Annotated in this window: 25 protein-coding genes and 1 tRNA gene; 24 read left to right on the forward strand and 2 right to left on the reverse strand. The window is 32.8% G+C overall.

Annotated elements, in window-relative coordinates; translation table 11 throughout:
- The first annotated feature begins 85 nt into the window (after positions 1-85).
- The 19 genes from GC105_RS03355 (at position 86) to GC105_RS03445 (ending at position 16,862) form a co-directional block, all read left to right on the forward strand.
- Positions 86-430 (forward strand): DRTGG domain-containing protein, encoded by a 345-nt coding sequence (locus GC105_RS03355; RefSeq protein WP_152801683.1) that lies wholly within the window; start codon positions 86-88, stop codon positions 428-430.
- Entirely contained in the window at positions 417-1,124 is a 708-nt protein-coding gene (locus GC105_RS03360; protein WP_152801685.1) for a PHP domain-containing protein, read from the forward strand. Before GC105_RS03355 ends, GC105_RS03360 begins: the two co-directional genes overlap by 14 nt.
- A 124-nt stretch (positions 1,125-1,248) precedes the next feature.
- Positions 1,249-1,719, forward strand: a complete 471-nt coding sequence (nuoE, locus tag GC105_RS03365) for an NADH-quinone oxidoreductase subunit NuoE (RefSeq protein ID WP_152801687.1) — start codon at positions 1,249-1,251, stop codon at positions 1,717-1,719.
- Positions 1,720-1,723: 4 nt separating this feature from the next.
- Complete coding sequence (locus GC105_RS03370; protein WP_152801689.1) at positions 1,724-2,275, forward strand: ATP-binding protein; 552 nt, start codon at positions 1,724-1,726, stop codon at positions 2,273-2,275.
- A 2-nt stretch (positions 2,276-2,277) separates the two neighbouring features.
- Positions 2,278-2,673, forward strand: a complete 396-nt coding sequence (locus GC105_RS03375) for a (2Fe-2S) ferredoxin domain-containing protein (RefSeq protein ID WP_152801691.1) — start codon at positions 2,278-2,280, stop codon at positions 2,671-2,673.
- 24 nt (positions 2,674-2,697) lie between these two features.
- On the forward strand, positions 2,698-4,491 hold the full coding sequence (gene nuoF / locus GC105_RS03380) for an NADH-quinone oxidoreductase subunit NuoF (RefSeq protein WP_152801694.1): 1,794 nt from the start codon (positions 2,698-2,700) through the stop codon (positions 4,489-4,491).
- Between the two features lie 787 nt (positions 4,492-5,278).
- Positions 5,279-6,604, forward strand: coding sequence for an electron transport complex subunit RsxC (gene rsxC, locus GC105_RS03385; protein ID WP_207706933.1), 1,326 nt, complete (start codon positions 5,279-5,281; stop codon positions 6,602-6,604).
- 15 nt (positions 6,605-6,619) lie between these two features.
- Positions 6,620-7,549: an RnfABCDGE type electron transport complex subunit D gene (locus tag GC105_RS03390; protein ID WP_152801699.1), complete on the forward strand. Its 930-nt coding sequence runs from the start codon at positions 6,620-6,622 to the stop codon at positions 7,547-7,549.
- Entirely contained in the window at positions 7,542-8,132 is a 591-nt protein-coding gene (locus tag GC105_RS03395) for an RnfABCDGE type electron transport complex subunit G (RefSeq protein WP_152801706.1), read from the forward strand. Before GC105_RS03390 ends, GC105_RS03395 begins: the two co-directional genes overlap by 8 nt.
- Before the next feature lie 16 nt (positions 8,133-8,148).
- Positions 8,149-8,739, forward strand: a complete 591-nt coding sequence (gene rsxE / locus GC105_RS03400) for an electron transport complex subunit RsxE (RefSeq protein ID WP_152801715.1) — start codon at positions 8,149-8,151, stop codon at positions 8,737-8,739.
- A gap of 18 nt (positions 8,740-8,757) precedes the next feature.
- On the forward strand, positions 8,758-9,333 hold the full coding sequence (rsxA, locus tag GC105_RS03405; protein ID WP_152801717.1) for an electron transport complex subunit RsxA: 576 nt from the start codon (positions 8,758-8,760) through the stop codon (positions 9,331-9,333).
- 12 nt (positions 9,334-9,345) lie between these two features.
- Positions 9,346-10,164, forward strand: a complete 819-nt coding sequence (locus GC105_RS03410) for an RnfABCDGE type electron transport complex subunit B (RefSeq protein ID WP_246169696.1) — start codon at positions 9,346-9,348, stop codon at positions 10,162-10,164.
- Between the two features lie 191 nt (positions 10,165-10,355).
- A complete protein-coding gene (locus tag GC105_RS03415) occupies positions 10,356-10,613 on the forward strand; it encodes a DUF4321 domain-containing protein (RefSeq protein WP_152801719.1) in 258 nt (85 codons plus the stop codon).
- A gap of 28 nt (positions 10,614-10,641) precedes the next feature.
- Entirely contained in the window at positions 10,642-11,217 is a 576-nt protein-coding gene (locus tag GC105_RS03420; protein ID WP_152801721.1) for a Maf family protein, read from the forward strand.
- A gap of 10 nt (positions 11,218-11,227) precedes the next feature.
- On the forward strand, positions 11,228-11,935 hold the full coding sequence (gene radC, locus GC105_RS03425; protein WP_152801723.1) for a RadC family protein: 708 nt from the start codon (positions 11,228-11,230) through the stop codon (positions 11,933-11,935).
- A gap of 49 nt (positions 11,936-11,984) precedes the next feature.
- A complete protein-coding gene (mreB, locus tag GC105_RS03430) occupies positions 11,985-12,998 on the forward strand; it encodes a rod shape-determining protein (protein WP_152801725.1) in 1,014 nt (337 codons plus the stop codon).
- A 22-nt stretch (positions 12,999-13,020) separates the two neighbouring features.
- Positions 13,021-13,827: a rod shape-determining protein MreC gene (gene mreC / locus GC105_RS03435; RefSeq protein WP_152801727.1), complete on the forward strand. Its 807-nt coding sequence runs from the start codon at positions 13,021-13,023 to the stop codon at positions 13,825-13,827.
- Positions 13,828-13,838: 11 nt separating this feature from the next.
- Positions 13,839-14,342: a rod shape-determining protein MreD gene (mreD, locus tag GC105_RS17690; protein ID WP_152801729.1), complete on the forward strand. Its 504-nt coding sequence runs from the start codon at positions 13,839-13,841 to the stop codon at positions 14,340-14,342.
- 9 nt (positions 14,343-14,351) lie between these two features.
- On the forward strand, positions 14,352-16,862 hold the full coding sequence (locus GC105_RS03445) for a penicillin-binding transpeptidase domain-containing protein (protein ID WP_152801731.1): 2,511 nt from the start codon (positions 14,352-14,354) through the stop codon (positions 16,860-16,862).
- A 71-nt stretch (positions 16,863-16,933) separates the two neighbouring features.
- Here the strand turns inward: GC105_RS03445 and GC105_RS03450 are convergent, their stop codons facing one another.
- The gene (locus GC105_RS03450; RefSeq protein WP_152801733.1) at positions 16,934-18,103 is read right to left on the reverse strand and encodes a cation diffusion facilitator family transporter; all 1,170 of its coding nucleotides are present in this window, start codon (positions 18,101-18,103) and stop codon (positions 16,934-16,936) included.
- A gap of 141 nt (positions 18,104-18,244) precedes the next feature.
- Here GC105_RS03450 and GC105_RS03455 point away from each other — a divergent pair.
- Positions 18,245-18,320, forward strand: a tRNA-Met gene (locus GC105_RS03455).
- A 66-nt stretch (positions 18,321-18,386) separates the two neighbouring features.
- Positions 18,387-18,809, forward strand: a complete 423-nt coding sequence (locus GC105_RS03460) for a GNAT family N-acetyltransferase (protein WP_152801735.1) — start codon at positions 18,387-18,389, stop codon at positions 18,807-18,809.
- Positions 18,810-18,905: 96 nt separating this feature from the next.
- On the opposite strand, the gene GC105_RS03465 is transcribed toward GC105_RS03460, so the two are convergent.
- Positions 18,906-20,279, reverse strand: a complete 1,374-nt coding sequence (locus GC105_RS03465) for a SpoIIE family protein phosphatase (RefSeq protein WP_152801737.1) — start codon at positions 20,277-20,279, stop codon at positions 18,906-18,908.
- A gap of 358 nt (positions 20,280-20,637) precedes the next feature.
- Here GC105_RS03465 and GC105_RS03470 point away from each other — a divergent pair, with 358 nt between their 5' ends.
- The 3 genes from GC105_RS03470 (at position 20,638) to mnmL (ending at position 23,016) form a co-directional block, all read left to right on the forward strand.
- Positions 20,638-21,363, forward strand: coding sequence for an alpha/beta fold hydrolase (locus tag GC105_RS03470; protein WP_152801739.1), 726 nt, complete (start codon positions 20,638-20,640; stop codon positions 21,361-21,363).
- Between the two features lie 95 nt (positions 21,364-21,458).
- On the forward strand, positions 21,459-21,872 hold the full coding sequence (locus GC105_RS03475; protein WP_152801741.1) for a hypothetical protein: 414 nt from the start codon (positions 21,459-21,461) through the stop codon (positions 21,870-21,872).
- Positions 21,873-22,065: 193 nt separating this feature from the next.
- Complete coding sequence (gene mnmL / locus GC105_RS03480) at positions 22,066-23,016, forward strand: tRNA modification radical SAM protein MnmL/YtqA (protein WP_152801743.1); 951 nt, start codon at positions 22,066-22,068, stop codon at positions 23,014-23,016.
- Position 23,017: the final 1 nt, after the last annotated feature.

The raw sequence follows: 23,017 nt of genomic DNA on the forward strand, positions 1-23,017 counted from the left end.
CAAGATTGCAGACGCTAGGGAAATAGAGTATAATTAATAGGTGAAAATCTAGTTTCAATCACGAATAATTTATGGGGTGAAAGAAATGAAGGTAAAAGAACTATTATTAAATAAGAACTTTACATTATTAACAAAGAACAGTGATACTGAAATACAAATTAACGACGTATATATTTGTGATTTACTTAGTTGGGTAATGTCTCATGCAGGTAACCAGTGTGCTTGGATAACTGTACAAACACATACTAATATTGTAGCTGTTGCAGTCCTTCTTGATATGGCTTGTATTATTATTCCAGAAGGTATTGGAGTTGAAGAAAGTACATTAAAAAAAGCTTCAGAAGAAAATTTGCCTATTTTGTCTACTAATCTAAGCACATATGAAATAGCATCCATTATATACGAAAGCAATAAGAATGTTACTAAATAATTATGCAGTGGATTTACATATTCATTCTACATTATCACCCTGTGCTGATTTAGAGATGACACCGAATAATATTGTTAATATGTGTAGATTAAAAAAACTAGATATTATAGCTGTTACGGATCATAATTCCACAGCAAATCTACCTGCAATTCACAGATTATGCAAACAACATGGTATCCTCTTATTACCTGGAATAGAAGTAAATACAAAGGAAGAAGTTCACCTACTATGTTATTTTGAAGATCTATTAATGGCCATGAAGTTTGGAGAGATTATATACAATCATCTACCTATGATAAATAATGATGAGAAAATATTTGGTTCTCAGCTTGTGTTAGATGAAAATGATTGTGTTATTGCCCAAATATCTAAGTTATTAATTTCATCTACTGATATATCAATAGATGAAATGGTAGAAATAGCTAGACAGTATAAGGGAAAAGTTGTTCCAGCACACGTGGATAGGTCTAGCTACAGTATAATTAATAACCTAGGTTTTATTCCGAATAATTTGAATTTTAATACCCTAGAGTTTTCAAATGTTGAAAATTTTGAACTGTACTCAAAAGTAATAACAAATGAATACAAAATTATGAAATCTTCTGATGCACATTATCTGCACCAGATTTTAGAGAGAAATCAGTTCTTTGAATTAATGAATTTAGATACTATATCTTTATTGAGATGTTTATAAAATAACATTGTAAGCGCTATCAATAGAACTGTGTAATTGCGTGGATAAAGTAAATTCTACGTACGAACACTAAATTTATGATACAATACCATTATACTAAAAGTTGAGTTAAGGAGGGTTTATATTGTTAAAAGACGCTAAAATTGAAAATTTTGATGATTTAAAGATTATAATTGACAAGCACAGGGAAACACCAGGATGTCTAATGCAAATTATGCAGGAAGCACAACAAAAATACGGTTCGCTTCCAATTGAAGTACAGGATATGATAGCTAACGAGCTAAATATGCCACTTACAGAGATTTACGGAGTGGCTACATTCTATTCTTTATTTACGCTTGAACCAAAAGGAGAGTACAATATTGGAGTTTGTTTGGGTACAGCCTGTTATGTAAAAGGTGCACAAGCTATCATTGATAAAATAAGCGATAAATTAGGAATCAAAGTTGGAGAAACTACAGAAGATGGAAAATTTACATTGGAAGCAACTCGTTGCGTAGGTGCATGTGGATTAGCGCCTGTAATGATGATAAATGATGATGTTTATGGTAGACTACAACCTAAAGAGATTGTGGAAATTATAGAAAAATATTGAGCCTATGAGAGAATTATCCCTACATATTAACGATATAGTACAAAATTCTATTGATGCAGATGCAACAATTATTAAAATCTTTGTAAAAGAAGACATTGAGAAGGATAATTTGGTCATTAAAGTAGAAGACAATGGCAAAGGAATTCCTAAAGAAAAACTTGATGTTATTACAGATCCTTTTGAAACTTCTAGGACAACCAGGCGAGTAGGATTAGGACTGTCTCTCCTTGAAGCAGCTACACAAAGATGTGAAGGCAGTTTGATTATTAAATCAATAAGAAATGTAAAAACAGAGGTAGTCGCAACGTTTAGATATAATCATATTGACAGGGCACCTTTAGGGAATATGATTGACACTATATTATCAATTATTCTAAGTTTAAAAGAAAATTCAGATCTCATATATGAACATCATTATAATAATAAAATGTTTACTTTTGATACTAGAGAAATTAAATCAATTATTGGAAACCAAGTGTCAATAAATCAAATAGAAATAATGAATTGGATTAAGGAATATATTGAAGAAGGGTTTTCTAATTTAATGGAGGTGTAAGAATGAAAAAATCAATTCAAGAACTTGAAGCAATAAGGAATAAGACTATTGACCACATTAATTTAAGAAGTGGAAAAGGCGGTTATAGAGTCGTAGTAGGTATGGCTACTTGTGGAATTGCAGCAGGAGCAAGACCTGTTATGATGAGATTGATGGAAGAAGTACAAAAAAATAGTTTAGTAGATGTTACAATAGCTCAAACAGGTTGTATCGGTGCATGCAGACTAGAGCCTATTATTGAAGTGTATTCTCCAGATGGATCGAAAGTTACTTACATAAAGATGGATGAGGAAAAGGCTATTAAAGTAGTTGCAGATCATCTTATTAATGGGAAAATTGTAAATGAGTATACCGCAACCACTATAGATGGTAAAGTTGTAGATCCGGAAATGCAATAAGAAACATAAATAGGAGGGAAAGAAATGTCTTTTATACGTTCGCAAATTTTAGTCTGTGCTGGGACAGGGTGTAATTCATCAGGTTCGGCTACTTTAATAAAAGATTTAGACAAAGAATTAAAAAAGCACTCTCTTAGTAAAGAGGTAGAAGTAATTAGAACAGGATGTTTTGGTTTATGTGAATTAGGTCCAGTTGTAATCGTGTATCCAGAGGGAACCTTTTATAGTAGGGTCACTAGTGAAGATATTGCTGAGCTAGTGGAAGAACATCTAGTTAAAGGGAGAGTTTTAACTAGATTAGTTTACCATGAAACAATTGGAGATAATAAAACTATATCTATAAACGATATTGGATTTTTCAAAAGCCAAGAAAGAATAGCTTTGAAGAATTGTGGTATTATAGACCCAGAAAATATTGATGAGTACTTAGCTTATGATGGATACAAAGCTTTACAGAAAGTTCTACTTGAAATGGAACCACAAGAAGTCATTGATACAATTAAAGGAGCTGGCTTACGAGGTAGAGGAGGTGCAGGTTTCCCTACCGGAATGAAATGGCAATTTACAAAAAATGCCCAAGGAGATTCTAAGTATGTCGCCTGTAATGCAGATGAAGGAGATCCAGGTGCATTTATGGATAGGTCTGTACTAGAGGGAGATCCACATGCATTAATTGAAGCTATGACAATAGCAGGTTATGCAATTGGAGCTAATGAAGGTTATGTATATGTTAGAGCAGAATATCCTATTGCTGTTAAAAGGTTAGCAATAGCAATTAATCAAGCTAGAGATTACGGTTTGCTTGGGGATAATATTTTAGATAGTGGGTTTAACTTTACATTAGATATAAGATTAGGTTCTGGAGCTTTCGTATGTGGAGAAGAAACAGCACTATTAAACTCGATTGAAGGAAAAAGAGGAGAGCCTAGACCAAGACCGCCATTTCCAGCAAATAAAGGTTTGTTTGGTAAACCCACAGTATTAAATAATGTGGAAACCTTTGCTAATATACCTAGTATAATTCGAAATGGTTCTGACTGGTATTCAAATATAGGGACTGAAAAGTCAAAAGGAACTAAAGTATTTGCCCTTGGTGGGAAAATAAATAACACTGGATTATTAGAAATACCAATGGGTACTACCCTTAGAGAGATTGTCTACGAAATTGGTGGAGGAATTCCTAATGGAAAAGCATTTAAAGCGGCCCAGACAGGTGGCCCATCTGGAGGATGTATTCCATCAGAGCATTTAGATACACCTATCGACTATGATTCATTAATACAAATCGGGTCTATGATGGGATCAGGTGGTCTTATTGTAATGGATGAAGATAATTGCATGGTTGATATAGCTAGATTCTTCTTAGATTTTACCTGTGATGAATCATGTGGCAAATGTCCACCATGTAGAATTGGGACAAAAAGAATGCTAGAGATATTGGAAGATATATGTGCTGGTAAAGGTAAAAAAGGTGATATAGAAAGACTGGAAAGTTTAGCTATTGGTATAAAATCATCTTCACTTTGTGGATTAGGTCAAACTGCACCAAATCCAGTATTATCTACTATTAGATATTTTAGAGATGAATATGAAGCACATATAAATGAAAAAAGATGTCCATCAGGTGTATGTACTGAATTACTTAGCTTTGTAGTTGTAGAAGAAGCGTGTAAAGCTTGTGGCATATGTAAAAAGAAATGTCCAGTAGATGCTATTACAGGAGAAAAGAAAGTAATTCACAATATAGATCAACAAAAATGTATTAAATGTGGAGCGTGTATAGAAGCCTGCCCATTTGATGCCATTGTAAAAAAATAGTATTATTAATTATAGAAGACTGGCAATTCAATTTGCCAGTCTTTTTATCGCGAAGACAATGAGCCAAGCGGCCGATAGCGGCCATTGGCGACGATTAAAGCTATAACAAGCAGGCGCAGCAAGTTTGTTATAGCTTTGTAGAGGAGCAAATGGATGATAGCGGCCATTTGGCGACTGTCCGCGTAAAGCGCATAGTAACCGCGAAGCGAGTTGCTTGCGGAGTCGCGAAGACAATGAGCCAAGCGGCCGATAGCGGCCATTGGCGACTGTCCGCGTAAGGCGTAAGTAACCCGCGAAGCGAGTTACTTGCGGAGTCGCGAAGACAATGAGCCAAGCGGATGATAGCAGCCGCGACGAATGACGCTTCTATTGTCATCCAGAGGAGGTACGACGAAGGATCTTAGAGCCAAAGAAAGGTAATTAATAGGAGAATCAAGACAAAAAAGGTATTGTATTTTTTTTAGTACAATACAGAACATTGGTATTATTATCACGATTTTGTTTTATTGGTTTCTATGTTTTTAATTAAGATACCTAAACATATACTGTGAAACTAGCTGAATTCAGCTCTTGAAAAACTCGAAGTTTTATCGAATTTGTAATAAGTGTCGTACATAAAAAAAAGATTGATAAAGTTTTGCTTTATTTAATGACGAAAATGTATTAAAATAAATACAAGTTGTATATACAAGATGGTATTAAATTATTAACGAACATAGATTTTATTTTTCTGTTATAATACTAATGTGTATACAATATTCATGATGAGGAGTGTTGATAAATGAACATGAAACATTCTACCTTTAGAGGTGGCATCCATCCTCCTTACCGCAAAGAGTTGACCAATAGTAAAAAATTACTGACTGCAAATGCACCTGAGACTGTAGTGATTCCTATGTCCTTACACATAGGAGCACCCTGTAATCCTATTGTCAAAAAGGGTGATTCAGTAAAAGTAGGGCAGCGTATTGGTGAACCTAACGGTTTTGTTTCTGCACCAATTCATTCTAGCGTATCTGGAGAAGTTATGGCGGTGGAGCCAAGACTCCATCCTAATGGGCAAAAGGTTATGTCCGTTGTAATCAAATCAGATATGCAGGATACAGTGCATGAGGATGTACAACCCAAGGGAGATTTAAAAGACTTATCTCCTGAAGAAATTAAGAGCATCATTTTAAATGCTGGTATTGTTGGTTTGGGAGGAGCTACTTTTCCAACCCATGTAAAACTTTCACCTCCACCAGAGAATAAGATAGATTACTGTATCTTAAATGGTGCTGAGTGTGAACCGTACTTGACAACAGACGATCACCTAATGACAGAGTCAGCAGACAAGATAATCTATGGTTTGAAAGCATTAATTAAGTCCCTAGGAATTACCAAAGGTTATATTGGCGTAGAAGACAATAAGAAAGAGGCCATAGAGGCTTTAGTTAAGGCTCTTGGGAATGACGAAAATATTGAAATTTTCTCATTACATACTAAATATCCACAAGGTTCTGAAAAACAATTAATAACAGCAATAACTGGACGAGAAGTGCCATCTGGAGGTTTGCCGGCTCATATTGGTGTAGTAGTATCTAATGTAGGTACAGCTGCTGCTATTTGTGATGCCATACAAACAGGTATGCCCCTGATAGAGAGAATTGTTACAGTTACCGGTAGTGCCATAAAAGACCCAAACGTTTTTGTTGTAAAAGTAGGTACTATGGTACGTGAGTTAATTGACCAATGTGGTGGTTTTGTAGAAGAACCGATGAAGGTTATAAACGGTGGACCAATGATGGGGATGGCACAATTTTCTATTGATATCCCAGTTATAAAAGGAACGTCGGGAATTTTATGCCTTACCAAAGCAGATGCACAGGTAGCTAAGCCGCAGCTATGTATTAGATGTGGTAAATGTGTTGAAGTATGTCCAGTCAATTTATTGCCACTATATTTATCAGAACATTCTCTAAAAAATGATTTCGAAAAATGTAAAAAGTATCATGCATTAGACTGTATCGAATGTGGTAGTTGCTCATTCATTTGCCCAGCAAAGAGAACTTTGGCATCTAATATAAGGGTTGCGAAGAGAGAAATTATTGCCAGTAGCAGAAAAGGGAAGTAATAAGGAGGGGAACTAATGAACGATCATTTTTTAACGGTGTCATCGTCACCACACATTAGAGCAGCCCATAGCACTAATACTATTATGCGGGATGTGGTTATTGCGTTAGTTCCTGCATTAATCGCCGGGATTATATTTTTCGGAATAAATGCAGCAGTTCTAACGATTATTTGTGTTTTAACCAGTGTGGCGACAGAAGCTATTATTCAGAGATTAATGAAAAAAGAAGTTACTATAAATGACTGGAGTGCTGCTGTTACAGGGGTACTATTAGGCCTTAATCTACCTGCAAGTGCTCCATGGTGGTTAGCAGTTATTGGTTCAGTATTTGCTATAGGAATTGTCAAGCAATGTTTTGGGGGAATAGGACAAAATTTTATCAATCCAGCATTAGCAGGAAGGGCTCTTCTTGTAGCATCATGGCCAGTTAGGATGACTTCTGCAGCCTTTGCAGATGCAACAACATCAGCTACACCTCTTGCATTAATTAAAAGTGGTGTGACTGAAGGTTTACCAAGTTATATGGATCTATTTTTAGGAAATGTAGCAGGTAGTATGGGTGAAGTATCAGCTTTAGCACTACTAATCGGAGGATTATATTTAATAATAAGAAAAGTTATTAGTTGGAGAATTCCAGTTGTATTTATTGGTACAGTAATGATTTTTACTGTAGTTTTCGGTCAAGATCCAATTTATCATCTCTTAAGTGGTGGATTGTTGCTAGGTGCATTCTTTATGGCTACTGATTATGCATCTTCACCTGTAACTCCACGTGCACAAATTATTTTTGCATTAGGCTGTGGTATTTTGACTAGTGTGATTCGTCTATGGGGTGGTTATCCAGAAGGGGTATCATACTCTATACTACTCATGAATATATGTACTCCATTGATTGAGAGGGTAACTGTACCTAGAGTTTATGGGGAGGTGAAAACCGATGCGTGAAATAGCAGGTTTAGCTATTAAATTATTTATTATTACTGCAGTTGCTGCAGTTTGTTTAGCTTTTACTAATTCAATAACTAAAGATAAGATTGTGGAGCAAATTGCATTAGAAAACGAATTAGCTAGACAAGAAGTGTTGTCGGAAGCAGATACTTATGAGCAAATAGATCAAAACAGTATAATTTCAGCTGCTGAAAGTTTGAATTTTGAAAATCCCGAAATAGTAGCAGAAGTTTTTAAGGGTTTAAAAGGTAATGATGAGGTAGGTTATACATATAAAGTACTACCAAGAGGTTATGGAGGAGAAATTTCTGTATTAGTTGGTATTTCAGTAGATGGGATAGTAACTGGTATGAAAGTAGTTAGTCATGCAGAGACTCCTGGCCTAGGTGCAAACGCTACAAATGATTCATTCCAAAACCAATTCAATGATAAATCAACTGAACAACCTCTAAGTGTAATAAGTGGAGGTTCACCAGGGGATAGTGAAATAGAAGCTATAACAGGGGCAACGATAACATCGAAAGCTATTACGGACGGTGCAAATTTTGCCATTGAAATATTTAAGGAAATGAATAAATAAGGGACGGAGGAAAGAGATGAATTTTATTAAGAATCTATGGAATGGTATTATTCCAGAAAATCCTATCTTTAGACTGGCATTAGGTATGTGCCCTACATTAGCGGTAACAACTGCAGCAGTTAATGGTTTAGGTATGGGACTTACTACTATGGTAGTACTCATTGGTTCAAATGTAGCTATTTCATTACTAAGAAATTTTATACCTGATAAGGTTAGAATTCCTGCATATGTAATTATAATTGCATCATTTGTAACCATAGTAGGTATGTTACTAAAAGCTTTCGTTCCGTTTCTAGATAAAGCATTAGGTTTGTTTATACCGCTTATCGTAGTAAACTGTATCATATTAGCAAGAGCTGAATCTTTTGCATCGAAGAATAGTGTTATGAACTCTTTAAGCGATGCATTAGGTATGGGACTTGGTTTTACTTTAGGACTTACAGTTTTAGGAATTGTTAGAGAATTATTTGGAACTGGAAGTATTTTTGGACTTTCAATACTAGGAGCAAGTTTTGAACCTGCTTTGATTATGATTTTACCACCTGGTGCTTTCTTATCATTAGGTTTATTAATGGGACTTTTAAATAAAGTATCCCAAGCAAAATAGTAAAGGAGATAAGAATAAATGAATAGTTTATTTATTATATTGTTAAGTGCCATATTGGTTAATAACTTTATATTAGTTAGATTCTTAGGTATATGTCCTTTCCTAGGAGTTTCTAAACAAGTTGAAACAGCAGTTGGTATGGGCGCAGCAGTAACTTTTGTTATGGCACTTGCCTCTGCAGTAACATATATAATCCAATATACAATACTAGAGCCTTTTGGATTAGCTTATCTACAGACCATAGCGTTTATATTAGTTATTGCAGCATTAGTACAATTTGTAGAAATGGTAATACAAAAAGTGAGTCCTACTCTATATGATTCTTTGGGAGTGTATTTACCACTAATAACAACTAATTGTGCGGTACTAGGAGTAGCTATATTAAATATTGATGCTCAGTATAATTTTTTACAAACAGTAGTACATGGTGTAGGTGCAGCTTTAGGCTTTACATTGGCTATAGTATTATTTGCTGGAATAAGAGAGAGATTAGAAACGGCACCAATAGCAAAGTCATTGCAAGGATTTCCTATTGCTTTAATAACAGCTTGTTTGATGTCGATTGCATTTTTAGGTTTCCAAGGATTACTATAGGAGGTGATAAAATTGTTTAGTGAATTATTAAGTCCAGTTCTCTGGTTAGGAGGGATGGCGTTAATATTTGGGTGCATACTAGGTTATGCTTCAAAAGTATTTGCTGTAGAAAAAGATCCGAATGTACCACTGATAATGGATGTACTTCCTGGGGCTAATTGTGGCGGTTGTGGGTATCCTGGTTGTGAAGCCTTTGCAGTTGCAACAGCAGCAGGTAAAGCAAATATAGATGATTGTCCAGTTGGTGGATCTGCAGTTGCAGAAAAAATAGGTGAAATTATGGGAATCACTTCTGATGGTTCACAGAGGATGATTGCTAGAGTTATATGTAATGGTACAGATGAAAATTGTACTAATAAATTTGATTATTATGGTGTTTCTGACTGTAAAGAAGCTGTTATCGCAATGGGAGGAAACAAGAGCTGTCAATATGGTTGCTTAGGGTTAGGAACCTGTGAAAGAGTTTGTCCATTTGATGCAATCCATGTAACTAAAGACAATATTGCATACGTAGATGAAGAAAAGTGTACAGCATGTGGTAAGTGTATAGACGCTTGTCCAAAAATAGTTATTGCCTTAGTACCAGCTTCAAAGGGAGTACATGTTGATTGTAATTCTAAAGACAAAGGTAAAGAAGTTAAAGCGAATTGCTCAGTTGGTTGTATAGGCTGTAAGATATGTGTCAAGAACTGTCCAGAAGATGCATTCTCCTTTGAAAACAACCTTGCTAAGATCAACTATGATAAATGTACTCAATGTATGATATGTGTAGAAAAATGCCCAACAAAAGCAATAAGCGGAGATTCTACTAAGTTGAAAATTAATAATTAACAACTTATAAATAAATTGTAAAATTATGAATACAAAAACACAAAAATTCTAGACTTTGTCTAGGATTTTTGTGTTTTGTCAGTTTTTAGAATTAAATGAATTAAAGAGTTCTATTTACTTCTGCAATTATTTTTTATATACTGTATAATAATATATATGTGAAAACTGTTAATAAAGAGAGGGGCAAAAGTTTGAAGCTTAAAAAAGGCAACGTAATGTTAGTGTTAATAGTAATTTTTAGTTTAGTTATTGGAAATTTTGTTGGGGAACTAATTTCCGAGTATTTAAGTATTTTTGGAAGAACTATTAATATTAGCATATTAAGTGATGGCGCTCCTTGGATAATAGACTTAAGTTTCTTAAGATTTGCTTTTGGTCTAGTTATCAACTTGAACTTAGGAAGTATAATCTTTCTAATACTTGGTCTAATTATCTTCTATAGAAATTAATGGCAATACAAAAAAGGGGATAAGGTAAATGAAAAAGATAATTCTAGCATCAGCATCTACAAGACGAAAAGAAATATTGGAAAATTTGAATTTAAAATTTGACATAGTAAAAAGTGATGTATGCGAAAAAATCGATAAATTTTTATCTTATGAAGAAAATGTAGAAAGAATTGCTTTAGATAAAGCACTAGATGTTGCTGGGAGGACAAAAGATAATGTGGTGATTATTGCTGCAGACACAATGGTAGTCAATGAAGCCCTCATAGGTAAACCGTCTAGCGAGCAAGAAGCATTTTGTATACTCAGAAATCTTTCTGGGAAAGTACATCAAGTAATTACAGGAGTATGTGTATTTAGCACAGAAGAGAATAGGGGAATAATAAGCCACAGAAAGACAAAAGTAAAATTTGCACAATTAGATGATGAGATGATTTGGAGATATATAAAGACTGGTGAGATGTGGGATAAAGCTGGAGCATATGCAATACAAGGCTTAGGATCGATATTAGTAGAATCAATTGAAGGATGTTACACAAATATAGTTGGATTGCCAACTACATTATTGCGAGAAATGTTAGTAGAGTTTGACATCAATATCCTATAGAGAGGGTGTTATGATGAACAATATTTATAAACATATTCCAATTCCTGAACTACCAATAGATGAGCAACCTAGGTATAAAATGACCAACCTAGGGTGTGAGGTGCTTAGTAATGCTGAACTCTTCGCGATATTGATTGGGACAGGAAATAAAGAAGAGACTGCAGTGCAGCTTTCTCAACGTATCTTGAAATGTTGTGATAATGATTTGTCATACTTTGTAAATGCTAGTATTGAACAGCTTAGTAATAGTAGAGAGCTTAAAGGAATTGGAGCCGTAAAAGCATGCAAAATTAAGGCGGCTTTTGAGATAGGCAGACGACTAAATAAGCAAATCAAGACTTATACTAAAGTACGCAGTCCAAAAGATATAGCAGACTTGTTAATGCAAGATATGAAATATCTGAATCAAGAATATTTTAAAATTATATTATTAGATACTAAAAATCAGATTACTAGCATTGAAACTGTTACTATTGGTACATTAAATGCCTCCTTAGTACATCCAAGAGAAGTATTTAGAATCGCAATAAATAAAAGTAGTTCTTCAATTATTATAGTACATAATCATCCAAGTGGTGATCCATGTCCTAGCGAAGAAGATAAGCGAATTACTAATAGGTTATTAGATGCAGGAGAAATTATAGGAATTAAATTATTAGATCATCTCATCATTGGTTATGATAATTATGTTAGTTTTAAGGAATTAGGTTTATTATAAAAGTAGAAAGCCCCAATTATCAAAAAATGAACTAGAGAGGTGGATTTAATTGGGTATATTTAATAACGGATATATAGGCATAGATTTAGGAACAGCAAATACAATTGTCACTGTAAAAGGAAAAGGTATTATTATTAGAGAACCATCTGTTGTAGCGATTAACTTAGAGACTAAAGAAGCAATTGCAGTAGGAAATGAAGCGAAAGAAATGATAGGTAGAACACCTGGAAATATAGTAGCATTAAGGCCTTTAAGGGATGGAGTAATTGCTGATTTCAGATCTACACAAATAATGCTAAAGTATTTTATAGATAAAGCAGTTAAAATTGCAAAAGTCAGGAAACCCAGAGTGTTAGTCGGAGTTCCATCTGATATAACAGAAGTAGAAAGAAAGGCTGTAATAGAAGCAGCTCAAATGGCTGGAGCAAGTCAAATTGGAATTATCGAAGAAGCCTTAGCTACAGCTATAGGTGCCGACTTACCTGTGGAAGAAGCTACAGGTAGCATGGTAATAGATATTGGAGGAGGAACTACCGATATTGCAGTAATATCACTTGGTGGACTAGTCGTCAGCATGTCTAAGAGAGTTGGTGGAGATGACTTCGATAACGCTATAATCCAGTATATAAGAAATAAATATAGCTTAGCAATTGGTGAGAGAACAGCAGAAGCGTTAAAGATGAATATAGCTTGCGCTTTAAAAAATTATGAAGATAAACAAATGGATATAAAGGGTAGAGATTTAGTATCGGGTTTGCCAAAAAAAGTAGTAATTACAACAGATGATATTTATGAGGCTTTAGAACACCCTATACAAACTATAGTAGAATCTGTGAAAAATGTGTTAGAAAAAACCCCTCCAGAGTTATCTTCTGATATTATGAATCGTGGTATTGTAATGACAGGTGGTGGAGCATTGTTACAAGGATTTAATATGCTAATAGAACAAGAAACTGGGATATCATGCGTTATTGCTGAAGATCCTTTAGACTGTGTTGCAAAAGGTACTCAAAAAGTACTAGAAAAAGGTTACGATAGCGTAATATTTAGCTCTAAAAAATAAGTTTAATGGAGGTATTTTACAATTGCAATGGTTTAATAAACATAGACTAACCATAACTATTATCTCTATGGTTTTGTTTTTGTTGTTTTGTATTGGAGCCACTTCTGGGGGACGAGATAATACAACAATGCCTGAAGGTGCTATCAGAGTAGTTACATCTCCAGTAGAACGCGTGCTATACTCGACATCACAATATATTAGAAACTTATACGATTTTATTGTAAGCTTACCATCATTAAAGGCTCGTAACGAACAATTAGAGAAAGAATTAAAGGAAAACCAAGTTAAATTAGCAGATTACGATATGAAAGTTGTAGAGAATAACGAATTGCATGAAATACTAGACTTCACAACTGATAACAATGATTATGAATATATCCCTTCTTCTGTAATTAGTATTGATCCTTATAAAGGTTTTAGTGTGTTTGTAATAGATAAAGGGAGCAGTGATGGAGTCAAGAAGAATATGACTGTTGTACTTAGTGAAGGTTTGGTTGGAAGAGTACTAGAAGTCTCGACTGGTACAAGCAAGGTATTGTCTATTATTGATACTAGTAGTATGTTTAATGGTGTTAGTGTAAAGAGTAAAGATTATATCCGGGTAACTGGTGATGAAAACAATAGATTAAAGGGTTACGCAGATTTTGAAGCACTTATTAATCCAGGAGATATTGTGGTTACATCAGGAATGACAGGTATATTTCGTAAGAATATTGTAGTAGGAATAGTCAAAGAAGTATTAACTCAAGAGGGTAAGTTAGAAAAATTAATTATAATTGAGCCCTCTGTAGATTTATCTAAAGTAAATAAAGTTTTGATCATTAAATAGTAGGTGATAGCTTGAGTATCCTTAAATTAAGCTTAATTTTATTAATTGAGCTCGTTCTTCAAAGTACAGTATTTCAGTTTTTAAATTTTCATGGAATATATCCTGATCTAGTGCTAATTACGTTAATTTGTTACTCAATTATACTAGGCAAGCAATATTCATATAAATTAGGTGTTATCATAGGTTTGTTGTTTGATATTATGTTTGGAAATATTATTGGTATTTATGCTTTGAGTTTTTTAGTTACTGCATATCTTATAAGTGTGATAAGTTCAAACATGTTCAAAGAGAGTTTATTGGCTCCTATTAGTGTATTTCCCATAGGGGTTATAATAAACCACTCAGTTATTTATCTGATTACATATCTACTAAGGATTAATATCTCTCTTATTGAATATATTACGCAATTTAATATTATTTACTGGGTTGTCAATATAATTACAATGTTAATTGCATACCCTTTGATATTGAAGTTTATAAAAAGATATATATTAAAGTCTCATACAAGGAGTTAATTTATATAAATGATAATTAATAAAAAAAAATATAGATTTACTTTTTTATTTATTTGTTTAGCATTGATAATAATCCTGTTTATATTTAGGCTTGCACAATTGCAAATCGCACAGGGAGATCACTATAATGAATTAGCAGAAAATAAAATGGTTCAAAAAATTACTGAAACTGCTCCAAGAGGCTCTATTTTTACAAGTGATGGGTATGAAATTGCAAAGAATAAAATAGGATATTCTGTTGAGTTAACACATAGTAACTTAGATAATATAGAGAGAAATAAAGTATTGTTAAGATTATACAATATCTTAGAGAAAAATGATGAGAGTTTTGATGATAATTTTCCTATAGTAATTAATAATGGTAAAATTTCATTTGTGTATGAACAAGAGGAAAAAAAGTGGAAAAAAGAACATAATATTTCTACTGATGCAACTGCTTCTGATTCGTTAGAATACCTACGACAAGTTTACAATGTTAAGGAAGAAGTTAGTAATGAGGTCGCGCTACAAGCGATCCAAAGTGTTCATATGAATACAAATTTGCCAATTAGAATCGTAGAAGGAGAAGTAACTTTTGACTATGAAAACTCTGAGTTGCAATGGAAAAAAGACAATGGATTTAAGAAAGAAGAATACGACTTAACTGCAAAAGAATCATTTGACAAAATGAAAGATAGGTACAATATAGATCCTGATTTTGACGATGTAGAGAGTAGAAAGATTTTAGTGCTTCAACAATTAGTTAGGGCGCAAGGATTTAGAGCCTGGGAACCAATCGTATTAGCCAAAAATGTAAAACACGATACAGTATTTGAAATTGATTCTAATATACATGAACTGCCAGGAGTAACAATTACAGCCAATCCTGTTAGAACGTATCCTTATAATGAGTTAGGTTCACATGTTCTTGGTTACATTGGTAGAGTGAGTGAACGGGACGTTGAGGAAGACGAGTATAGAATGAATGATTTAAAAGGAATAAGTGGTATTGAGGCAGCATACGAAGAATTTCTTAAAGGTGAGGATGGTCAGAGATTTGCGATAGCAGATTATAGAGGTAGACCACAAAATGACCCAACTAGTGAAGTAATTAATCCAGTATCAGGTGACAATGTGCATCTAACAATAGATTATGATCTGCAAAGAGTTGCAGAAGAATCATTAGTAAATCAAATAAAAAATATACAAAAAGGTAAGGCGAAAAAAGCCGAGTCTGGGGCAGTAGTTGTAATTGATGTTAATACTGGAGCGGTCCTAGCTATGGCAAGCTACCCAGATTATAATCCAAACTTATTTGTCAATGGAATTAAAACTGAGGATTGGAATAAACTCAATATATTAGTAGATGACCCACTTTTTCCAAAACCATTGTACAATAACGCTACACTAACTGCTATACAACCTGGTTCTGTTTTTAAACCGCTTATGTCGGCAGCTGGGTTACAAGAAAAAGTAATCACTAAGACTTCTACAATATACTGTAGCGGAGTACATCCTGTATTTACACAGTTTACCTGTTTAGCAAGACATGGTTCAGAAACTGTTAGAGAGGCTATTAAAGATTCCTGTAATGTGTTTTTCTACGAAACAGGATATCGTTTAGGTGTTGATAATATTGAAAAGTATGCGAAGGATTTTGGATTAGGTTCAAGAACTGGAGTAGAGATTGCAGAATCGGCAGGTTACCTAGCAACAAAGGACGATAAAATCAAAATATGGACATATAGTACTTCGGATTATATAAGAAACACAGTAGGGATAGAAGGCACATCTGTAATTATAAACGATGAAGGTAATGAACAAGAAGTATATAAGTCTTATGCAATAGCCAAAGAATTAACTGGCAATATAACTCCCAAAGAATTTCCATCTTACGGAGATGTTTATAGAGAAGTAAGTAATATTATGGCAAAATATAATATTAAAGAATCTGCATATCTCCATAGAATTAGTCAATATGTACTATCTGGAAGATGGGTGTCATCCGATACGATTAATGCTTCTATAGGTCAAGGAGGTAACTCTTTCACACCTATACAGATAGCCAACTACCTAGCTACTCTAGTAAATGGTGGATATAGAAGACAAAATTATTTAGTGGAAAAAGCTGTAGATCAAAATGGTGAAATAACTTACCAGCATGAAGAGAAAATATATAATCAGATTGATGTAAATGATGAGTACATTGAAGAAATAAAAAAAGGTATGAAAGATGTTGCTATGTATAGTACGGGTCGTACTGCATTTACGGGATTTAATCATAGTGGAGTAGGTACTGGAGGAAAAACTGGAACTGCTCAATATGGATCAAAAAATGTTGATAATACAGCTTGGTATATGGGATTTGCACCTTATGATAAACCGGAAATTGTAGTTGTATCTATGATAATACAAGGACAAACTAGTGGAAATTCCGTGCCTATAGCGAGAGATATTATTGACGCATACCTATATAATAATTATACTTATGAAGAAGCTCAAAAACTGAAACAACAAGAAAAAGAACAAACAGAAGAATAGCTGTTTGTTCTTTTTCTTGTATACTGGAATTATATAGCAAGTAGGTACTTACTCTGAGCTCTCAGATATACCTAGTTGATGTATCGATTTTCTTTTCTCATATTTATTATAAAAGTATATGGTAATTCTTTTTCTAAAATTTTATGGACTTCTTTTTTACATTCTTTTAATCCTTGAGTTAATTCCTCAGCTGCAATTAACTCGAAAAACACAGTATAATTTTGAGCCTCTTCAATTACACGAAAATCATGTATTGATTTTAGCCCATGTATTCCTTTAAGAATGGTATATACTCTCTCCTTTATATCAAGGGTTACTTCACAAGTATCTTCTATTGGATCTAAGTGTAATAATAATGTGATACCAAATTTTTGTTTTATTCCTCGCTCAATATGATCTATAATTTCATGAGCAACTAATAATGAGAGATTTGAAGATATCTCTACATGAGCTGTTGCCATTTTCGACATAGGACCATAGTCGTGTACTATTATATCATGTGCATTTATGATGCCTTCATAGCTTTCAACATTTTCTTCAAGTAGTTTTATAAGTTCAAAATCGGGCTTATAACCTATAATAATATCTACAGATTCTTTTATGAATTTTAATCCATTATAAATAATGAATATTGCAACTAATATTCCCACATACCCATCTATAACTAAACCACTAAAATTAAATATTACAAATGAAATTAAAACAGAACTTGTAGCCCATACATCTGTTAAAGAGTCGATTGACGCGGTTTTTAATACCTTAGAATCTATCTTTTTAGACATTTTTAAGTAAAATGTCGATAACCAAAGTTTAATGACAATAGTTGCAATTAGGATAAGAAGTATAAACCAATCAAACCTAAGAGTTGTTGGAGTTACAATCCTAGCGTATGAGTCTTTAATCAATTCATATCCAATTAAGATTATTACAAAGGATACGATTAGTGATGATATATATTCAGTCCTACCATGTCCAAAGGGATGCTCTTTGTCTGCTGGTTTTACAGATAACTTAAAGCCAACTAGACCAATAATAGATGTAGCAGTATCAGAAAGGTTGTTAATACTATCTGCTATTAAAGCAATACTATTAGATGAAAGTCCTACTATTATCTTAACTCCAAACAAAAGTACATTTACAACAATACCAACAATACTACTAAAATAACCAAATTCTTTTCGTTCATTAATTAAATTTAATTTTTTACTTAAAATCTTTTTTTCTATATAACGAATCAACATTTTCACCTCATACTCAGTAGTAAGATTTGCGTTATTCTATTATATAATAAATATTTAATTAAAAAAAGATAAATTTTATATTGACATAATTATTAGATGTGTTATAATTGATATTACGCTAAAGAACACATTGTAAAACGACGCGGGGTGGAGCAGTTGGCAGCTCGTCGGGCTCATAACCCGGAGGTCGCAGGTTCGAGTCCTGTCCCCGCAACCATTTGAAAAAACCTGTAAACATAGTTTACAGGTTTTTTATTGAGTAGAAAGGGCTATAGGTTGATGTATGAAAATTAAGCACATAGTGAATAAGGAAGATTTAAAGGATGCATTTTATATTAGAACTAAGGTTTTTGTTGAGGAACAAGGTGTATCACCAGAAAAAGAACTTGACCAATTTGAAGACGTATCAGATCATATAGTCATATATAATCAAGAGCAACCAGTTGCAGCCGGAAGAGTACGAATAGATAAGGATGTAGCAAAAATACAAAGAGTATGTGTGCTAAAAGAATATCGAAAGAGTGGATTAGGGAAGGTCGTAGTAGAATCCCTAGAAAATATAGTTAAGGCAAAAGGAATTTGCAAATCAAAACTAGGTGCTCAAGTTCACGCAATAGATTTTTATCAAAGACTAGGATACAAACAAATTTCAGATGAATTTTTAGAAGAAGGTATTTTGCATATTGAAATGATTAAGAAGCTATAAAAATAAAATAGGCCCTAGAGGAACTAGGGACTATATAAAACATATTAAATTAAGAACTGATATGGTATTAACATATATCTATAAAGTATATTATTTCTAAAGTTGGATTCCAATTAAACAGACATCATCATCTTCATCTTTATCACTTCTATGTTCGTTTAGGCTATTAATTATTCTAATACATACTTCATCTACAGTAAAATCTCGTGAGTCTCTTATAATATCTAACATTGTATTAGTATTATAAAATTGACCTTTAGTATTTCTTGTTTCTGGTACTCCATCAGTATATAAAAACAGTTGATCTCCATTTTCGTATAATACTGATTGTTGAATAAAAGAATAATCTTCCACAAATTTACTTAAACCTACTAGTGGCAAATTAGGGTGAAGTAATTGAATAATATTTTTGTTTTTACGGTACAAAATAGCAGAAGGATGTCCAGCGTTAGAGTATGAGATAGAATTATGAATGGGATCTAACACCATGTAAATCATACTAAAAAAATTATCTGGAATTACTTCTAGTATATCATTTTCGACGTACTCCATAACTTTACTAGGATTTTGAAGTAAGCCTTTTCTTTTACTACAATGTTTTAGTATTAATTTAACCATACTCGTAATCATAGCTGCATCGATGCCGTGACCAGCCATATCAGCTATGGCAATCCCCATTTTTTCATGCTCAAGTTTGAAAAAATCATAGAAATCTCCACCAACTTTTCTAAATGGTTTGAGGTATGAATAAAATTTGTAATAATTTGAGTCAAAAGTATCTTTATGTGGAATAATTTTCTTCTGGATATTTTGAGCAAACTCTAATTGTTTATTAAATATTTCATTTTTATAGTTTAGCTCTTTATTAACTTCTATGACCGTAGATGCTTTGGAGGCCAAACTTGCAATTAAATCGAATGTATCTACAGATTCGTCCTGTTTTGAATCTACAGTTCTGATTTCAGCTTCAAACCTACAAATTTCATCACCTAGGCCCCAACACTTAGTTTCAGTAACCTTAACATCTTTTTTTAAAATAGAGGATAAACCTCCAGCTATAAAACCAGACTCGAATGAACATAGTGACTCGCCAATATTTGGAAATCCTGAGCACACGGCGCATTCATCTTCCTCTAGAATAATTTTACTCTCATCTTGATATACGATTTTAATTTTGCCAATAAGTAAATTATCTAAGTAGTCCACTAATTGTTGGACGCTATCAACTTTAAAGTGATTGATAGCCATAGATTTTCCAGCCTCGTATAGGAGTGAATTGGATAATTTAGACCCGTATGCATCTCGAAGAGCAATCCTAAAAACACGCATATATACTAAATCTATATTCTGACCAAGGTCAGCTCTAATAGGGTAGCTAATATCCTTAATCGAAAGTGGAATTTGTTGATTTAATTCATTTAACTGATAAGCAATAGCATCTTTAAAATGTTTTAAATAAGTTTCACTCACATTTACTCCCCTCCTGTCATTTTATAATTATATAGTATTTTATTGCGCAATTCTACAAACTTTTATCAAATATCCGGTTTAAGGCGGTATTTCATGTATTTTAATTATCCCGCATTAACAGGCACTAAGACTCCCACTTCAATATTTCAAGACGATAGAAAAAGATAAGTGGGGGATTAAGTGCCTGTAAAAGTCCGATTGCTTGTATCTTAATATATTTGATAATATTAAAAAGTATTTATTTGATGTTTATAGTATGTATAAATAGAGTATAATCATTGCATAAGGTAAAAGATGGAGAGCATAATATAAGTTATTAATTGTGTAATTAAAGGAATTATGAAAATGGAGGCATAGTGTGATAAAGCCAAAATATACAGGATGTGTTTCAGTTAACACTGCAAAAATTTTTTATCAAGTATTTGGTGAGAATCAACGTACTATTATTTTTCTTCATGGTAATGGTGAGGATTGGAACGTATTTTATAATCAGATCAAACCTTGTTCAAAACATTTTAAAGTAGTAACTATCGATAGTAGAGGGCATGGTAAGTCAACATTTGGGAGTGAACAATTATCTATCACAATTATGGCTAATGATGTGATAGAGGTTATGAATGAATTAAATATAACTAGGGCAGATGTGATTGGGTTTAGTGATGGTGGTAATATTGCCATTCAATTGGCACTAAAGTATCCACAACGTATAGAAAAACTTGTTATAGCAGGTGCAAACCTATATCCAAGAGGAATAAAAACAATAGCTCAAATACCAACGGTTTTAAAATTCTATTTTTATATGTCAATCTCTTTATTTAGTAACAGAGCAAAAGAGCAACTGCAAATATTGAACTTGATGGTAAATAATCCTAAATTCAAAATTGAAAATCTTAAGGGGATTAAAACACCAACTTTAGTATTAGCGGGAGAAGACGATATGATAAAAGAAGAGCACACTGAGTTGATTGCTAATTCTATTTCAAATTCTAGTTTAGAAATAATACCGAATACAAGTCATTTTATATTTTATGAAGAACCACATAAAGTAAATGCAATAATAATTTCTTATTTACTAGGAGAATAGATAAATTTATTTTATTCCATTAATTTCTCTCATCATAGTTTGTAATGTGGACGAATACATAATATAATAAAAGAAAAGGCGAAAGAGGTGCTAAAATGGTTAAAATTATTTCAGGTCCAAAGGGCAGTGGAAAAACAAAGAAAATCATTAATATTGCTAATAGTAAAATTAATGAAACCATGGGAGAAGTAGTCTTTATTAATGATAGGGAAAAATATCGAGAAAAATTAAACAGAGCTATCAGATATGTTAATGCAGATGAGTTTAGGATTTCGTCATCGGATATATTATTTGGATTTTTAAATGGTCTAATAGCTGAAAATTATGATATTGATACTATTTATATAGATAATCTACTTAGGATCTGTAGAGTAGATAATGTAGATGAAATTAATGAATTCCTTAGTGGCCTCAATAACATAGAAAATAAGTATAATACCAAATTTGTCTTAAGTGTTACTAGTGAAAAAGAGGAAATGGTAGAACTTCAAAATGCTTATGCTGAGTAGATATATATATATCATTAACAGTAAAAATTATATAGTACAGTTCAAGATGCTTTTAGGCTACGCCTAAAGGCATCTTGACTGTAGTCAAGAGAATCAACTTAGTAGTAACAAATAAAGAACCATAGTAACTTTGAAATGTTTTATTATTTGTTATAATGCTTAAATAATTTATTACCCAAAAAGGACTGATGTCATGCAATTATATAATAAGTATTCAACTCAATTAAAAGGAATTTATGGGCAAAAGGTTTATAAAATTCCAATTAGTATACCTTGTTCGTGTCCTAATAGAGATGGTAATATTTCTACTGGAGGATGTATTTTTTGTGGTGAGAATGCCGTAGGTTATGAAAATCTACCTACAAGTATTTCGCCAAAAGAACAATTTTCTAGAAATGTCGAATATATTTCGCGAAAATACAAGGCTAAAAAGTTTATTCCGTATTTTCAAAATTTCACTAATACATATTTGCCATTACGAGACTTTAAAGATTATATTGAGCAAGTTTGTCAGGAAAATGTAGTCGGAATAGCTATATCTACGAGACCAGATTGTTTAAGAGAAGAATATCTAGTCTTTTTAAATGATATATCAAAAGAGTTTAAATTAGATATAACTTTAGAATTAGGACTTCAAACTCCAAATTATCACACACTGAATAAAATAAACAGAGGTCATACCCTTGCAGAGTTTATAGATGGAGTACTTATGGCTAAGAAATACAATTTTGATATATGTGCACACGTAATTTTAAATTTACCATGGGATAATGATTTAGATGTAGTTGAAAGTGCAAAAATTCTTTCAGCTCTTAGAGTTAGTTCTATAAAATCTCATGCTTTATATATTGAAAAACATACTAAAATGGCAGATTTATATATAAAAAATGAAATAGAAATGATCTCGTTAGAAGAGTATATTAATCGAGTAATTATTTTTTTAGAATATTTAAATCCTGATATATCAATTCAGAGATTAATAGGTAGAGCACCAAAGGAGAACACTCTATTCGTTAATTGGAGTACTAGCTGGTGGAAAATAAAAGATATGATAGAAGAAGAAATGGAAATAAGGCAAACATATCAAGGTAGAAAATTTAATTATTTAGGAGGAAAGGCAATAGAGACAATGCAAAATTCATAAA

This window comes from Alkalibaculum sporogenes, from assembly GCF_009362815.1.
Lineage (GTDB): Bacteria > Bacillota > Clostridia > Eubacteriales > Alkalibacteraceae > Alkalibaculum_A > Alkalibaculum_A sporogenes.

Coding starts and splice junctions, on each gene's coding strand:
- radC (WP_152801723.1), top strand. CDS start 11,228: ATGATGAACAATATTTATAAACATATTCCAATTCCTGAACTACCAATA.
- mnmL (WP_152801743.1), top strand. CDS start 22,066: ATGCAATTATATAATAAGTATTCAACTCAATTAAAAGGAATTTATGGG.
- GC105_RS03395 (WP_152801706.1), top strand. CDS start 7,542: ATGCGTGAAATAGCAGGTTTAGCTATTAAATTATTTATTATTACTGCA.
- GC105_RS03460 (WP_152801735.1), top strand. CDS start 18,387: ATGAAAATTAAGCACATAGTGAATAAGGAAGATTTAAAGGATGCATTT.
- GC105_RS03420 (WP_152801721.1), top strand. CDS start 10,642: ATGAAAAAGATAATTCTAGCATCAGCATCTACAAGACGAAAAGAAATA.
- GC105_RS03475 (WP_152801741.1), top strand. CDS start 21,459: ATGGTTAAAATTATTTCAGGTCCAAAGGGCAGTGGAAAAACAAAGAAA.
- GC105_RS03390 (WP_152801699.1), top strand. CDS start 6,620: ATGAACGATCATTTTTTAACGGTGTCATCGTCACCACACATTAGAGCA.
- GC105_RS03375 (WP_152801691.1), top strand. CDS start 2,278: ATGAAAAAATCAATTCAAGAACTTGAAGCAATAAGGAATAAGACTATT.
- nuoF (WP_152801694.1), top strand. CDS start 2,698: ATGTCTTTTATACGTTCGCAAATTTTAGTCTGTGCTGGGACAGGGTGT.
- GC105_RS03450 (WP_152801733.1), bottom strand. CDS start 18,103: ATGTTGATTCGTTATATAGAAAAAAAGATTTTAAGTAAAAAATTAAAT.
- GC105_RS03360 (WP_152801685.1), top strand. CDS start 417: ATGTTACTAAATAATTATGCAGTGGATTTACATATTCATTCTACATTA.
- rsxC (WP_207706933.1), top strand. CDS start 5,279: ATGAAACATTCTACCTTTAGAGGTGGCATCCATCCTCCTTACCGCAAA.
- rsxE (WP_152801715.1), top strand. CDS start 8,149: ATGAATTTTATTAAGAATCTATGGAATGGTATTATTCCAGAAAATCCT.
- GC105_RS03370 (WP_152801689.1), top strand. CDS start 1,724: ATGAGAGAATTATCCCTACATATTAACGATATAGTACAAAATTCTATT.
- GC105_RS03355 (WP_152801683.1), top strand. CDS start 86: ATGAAGGTAAAAGAACTATTATTAAATAAGAACTTTACATTATTAACA.
- rsxA (WP_152801717.1), top strand. CDS start 8,758: ATGAATAGTTTATTTATTATATTGTTAAGTGCCATATTGGTTAATAAC.
- GC105_RS03445 (WP_152801731.1), top strand. CDS start 14,352: ATGATAATTAATAAAAAAAAATATAGATTTACTTTTTTATTTATTTGT.